The organism is Paracraurococcus lichenis (genome assembly GCF_030657435.1).
GTDB classification, from domain to species: Bacteria; Pseudomonadota; Alphaproteobacteria; order Acetobacterales; family Acetobacteraceae; genus Paracraurococcus; species Paracraurococcus lichenis.
The window spans coordinates 1-2836 of the sequence record NZ_JAUTWS010000236.1 but is presented as its reverse complement, the minus strand read 5'-3'; the positions used below and the strand labels follow the sequence as shown (position 1 = coordinate 2836).

The 2836-nt window shown below is 62.4% G+C and carries 4 protein-coding genes; all 4 read right to left on the bottom strand.

Going from position 1 to position 2836, the window contains the following annotated elements:
• Positions 1–898 (bottom strand): PAS-domain containing protein (locus tag Q7A36_RS39240; RefSeq protein WP_305109218.1); only part of this gene is annotated, 898 nt, incomplete at its 3' end.
• A 28-nt stretch (positions 899–926) separates the two neighbouring features.
• Positions 927–1253, bottom strand: a complete 327-nt coding sequence (locus Q7A36_RS41995; protein WP_370655801.1) for a cupredoxin domain-containing protein — start codon at positions 1251–1253, stop codon at positions 927–929.
• Positions 1254–1279: 26 nt separating this feature from the next.
• Positions 1280–2251 carry a catalase family peroxidase gene (locus Q7A36_RS39235; RefSeq protein WP_305109217.1) on the bottom strand — a complete coding sequence of 324 codons (972 nt, stop codon included), beginning with the start codon at positions 2249–2251 and terminating at the stop codon, positions 1280–1282.
• 272 nt (positions 2252–2523) lie between these two features.
• Positions 2524–2836, bottom strand: a 313-nt coding sequence (locus Q7A36_RS42140) for a hypothetical protein (protein WP_456306852.1), incomplete at its 5' end; no start/stop codon positions are given.

Genomic DNA, 2836 nt, shown 5'->3' with positions numbered 1-2836 from the left:
GTGGTACTCCGAACATCTCCGCAAATCGAGAGTTGTAAACAGCGAGCCGCCGGTCAGCATCGAACAGGCAGAGCCCTTGGACCATATTGCTCAACGCCGCATCCAGTCTGGCATGTTGAGCTGCGAGCTCTCCGGCATGGCTCGACGCCTGCTCGGCGATAAGCGCTTCGATGCGAGCCCGATCGGCAGCGATACTCTCCTGCATGGTGGCAAGTGCACGCAGGAGGTCTGCCATCTCGCACCGCCCACTCGTTTCGATGCGGTTGTCCAGTTTCCCTGCCGCCACCGATTGGGCCACCTGCACAGCACGCCGAACCGGCGGCAAAATGGCCCGGGTGAGCCCCAGCGTGATCACGAGCGCTGCTGAGAGGGCAGCCGCGATCGCAAGCCAAGTACGCCGCGCAGACTGCCCTACCATCTCGCCAGCACGTTGGCGATAACGGTAACCATCGGCCGCGTAAACCTCTACGGCCATCGCAAAATCCTGGCCGGACTTTTCGAACAACGCCGCAATCCTGTCGTGCGGCTCGCTGGCAAGCAGCGCATCGGCGAGCTGACGCAGCCCAGTGCCGACGCGGTAAACAGCACTTCGCCCGGCTGCGGACATCGACCGCTCGCCTGCTACATCCAAATCTTCCTGGACGTCACGCAGAGCGCCGGAGAGATCACCACCGGCGTTGTGACTGAGGTTAACAGCCGAGCGGTGCCAATCCGCTTCGAGTTGATTTAGGCCGTTTTGAGCTGAGCGGAGATAGCTGATCGCCGTGAACGCTTCGTCGTAAATGCGAGTAGCGAGAACGCCCAGGTCATGCTGGGCGGTTCGGGCATACCAGCCGAAAAGGACCGTGACCGAGGCCATGGCCAGGCACGCCGCGAAAATTCTTGCTCGTATTCCCATGGCCCGCATCCTGGTCCGTCTACAGCGCTCAGTGCGTACTGATGGTCATGCGCATGCGGGGGTGGATGCCGCATCGCACCTCATACACGCCTGGTGCTACGAGCGTCACATTCACCACTTCTCCCGATGCTTGCAGGTCACTTTCGAAATCGAGCCCTGGCCCAGTCACGCGGATCTGGTGCGGATAGTCGTCTTCATTCCCGAAGTGCACGGTAGTGCCGCGGGTGACATTTGCCTCACGTGTACTGAAGGCTCGGCTTTTTTGTGTCACTGCCAGCACGCCACCGGCGGAGCAGAGCAGAGGGACTGTGAGTGTGCCGATGAGCACTAGCCCGGTCAGGGCAGGACGGGACATTCGGCTGGGAGTCCGGGTACTGCTCATCACTCAGCCCCTCGCCGGTCCGCGGACACTCTGTAGGCCTGCGTACGCGCCGCGAGCATGGGATCAGGACCCGGTGCGATGCCTCCGACAAGATTGGTTGGAACAAAACGCAGCGCTCGCTGCGCGGCGTCACCCTCTTGAGCAAAAGCGCGCAGCGAAATCGTACCTAGTTCTATGGTTGGACGGTCGCTCGGCCACGCGACCGACCCATCGGCAACGTCATCACCTTCCACGGCAAGCTGCGCGACCAACGTAAAGCGGATACGGCCGTGAGCAAGCCGCCCTGCGAGTTCGGTAATGAGGAAGTCAGGCGCACGCGCTTCGGTCTCTGACGGAGACAAGTAGGCCTGCCCAGCGTGCGGGATGACACGGTAGCGGGCGTATCGGCTTTGTCCTTCAGCGTTCGTGAAACGGAAGGCGTTCACCCCAAAGTATGCCTCGGTAGCGTAGCTGACGGGGGTTGGCTTCGGAGCATCAAGGAAGCGCCGAGCGGCCGGATGTCTGGCGGCGAAGGCATCACGCACGGCCGAGTTGGGAAGGGAGCGCAGGAAAGCGAGGAAATCGTCGGGTGTCGCAGCAGGAAAGCCGTTGTAGGAATGCAGGACCAGATCGGTGTCGCCACCGTCCGGCAGCATGAAGCGGACGGCCATACCACGTGGGCTCGCCTCGGGCGCGCCATTTGATAAGCTTGGCACAGCAGCGAAGTCGGAAAATCTCACCAGGACGGGAACCGGTCCTCCGTTCAGATGAACGGCACGGCTCAGCCGCGCGGCATTTGGGCCAGGTACGAAGCTACCCTCAAGCATTATACCGTTGCCGTGCACGGCTCGGCGGCCTTCATGCGGTCCAGCAAATAGGTTATCGAATGCGCCGACGATCTGCTGCGGGACACGAGACGGGGGTGTTTGCGCGGTCGCGCCAGATACGCTGCCTGCATAGATAGCCGTGACGCAGACGCTCGCCACAAGCATGTCCAACATCCGCCTTTTGGCGGAGGTCCAAGGTTCCGTTCTACGTATGTTGCGCATGACCCCGTCCTGTTGCGTGACTTCGGCAGCATCGCTGCCCGAGGTGAGCCGCAACCTCGTTGGTGAACCCTAGCGCAATGGCGTGCGACCTTCTGAGTGCAGTGTGCCTCATCTGGTCGGTGTTGCTCCTACCCCATGCTGAAGGCGCGTGATGCACCTGCGTCCAGGGGTGCTGGCGGCGGCAGGTAAGAGGCCTATCCTTCGTCGAGGATCTATCACTGGCCACCTATTGAGCCGGCCGCGGCGTTCTTGACGGTCTGGTCTGTTGTACCCAAATAGCTGACATCATGAAGCACGTGGACATGCGGAGCCTGACGCCAGAGGCGCAAGAGGAGCGCCGGCGACAGGTGATCGGGCTGCGTCAGGCAGGGCAGACCTAGGCCGCGATCGCAGCCCAGGTCGGGCTGACCCAGACCGGGGTTTTCGGCATCTGCAAGCGCTTCGCCGAGCACGGCCCGGCGGGGCTGAAGAGCAAGCCGCGCGGGCCGGTGCCGGGGCATGTGTAGCGCGGCGATCAGGATGCGAGCA